Source organism: Pantoea sp. GbtcB22 (assembly GCF_019091025.1).
GTDB classification, from domain to species: Bacteria; Pseudomonadota; Gammaproteobacteria; order Enterobacterales; family Enterobacteriaceae; genus Pantoea; species Pantoea leporis.
The window spans coordinates 1-241 of the sequence record NZ_JAGXKB010000722.1 but is presented as its reverse complement, the minus strand read 5'-3'; the positions used below and the strand labels follow the sequence as shown (position 1 = coordinate 241).

1 protein-coding gene is annotated in these 241 nt (G+C 58.1%); it reads right to left on the bottom strand.

Annotated elements, in window-relative coordinates; translation table 11 throughout:
* A partial coding sequence (locus tag KVT28_RS26475) for a hypothetical protein (RefSeq protein ID WP_217551272.1) occupies positions 1 to 241 on the bottom strand: 241 nt, incomplete at both ends.

The following is a 241-nucleotide window of genomic DNA, read 5'->3' as shown; positions in this document are numbered from 1 at the left end:
CACCGGCTTACGTCCATGCAGGCCGATGTCGCGCGAACGCGCGATGGATCCCCACCGGCCCGCTTTCTGAAAAACGAAAATCACATGGTCAAGCAGATCTCTGGATTCAAGATCAAAGAGCAGCGGTGGATATCCATGCAGCTCGAGAATCACAGCGGCGGCGACTGCGGCTTCCAGACAGTGCGCCTCGTTACGTTTGACGACTTCTCGAAACGAGCGCATGGTGCCGCCATCTCGCTCC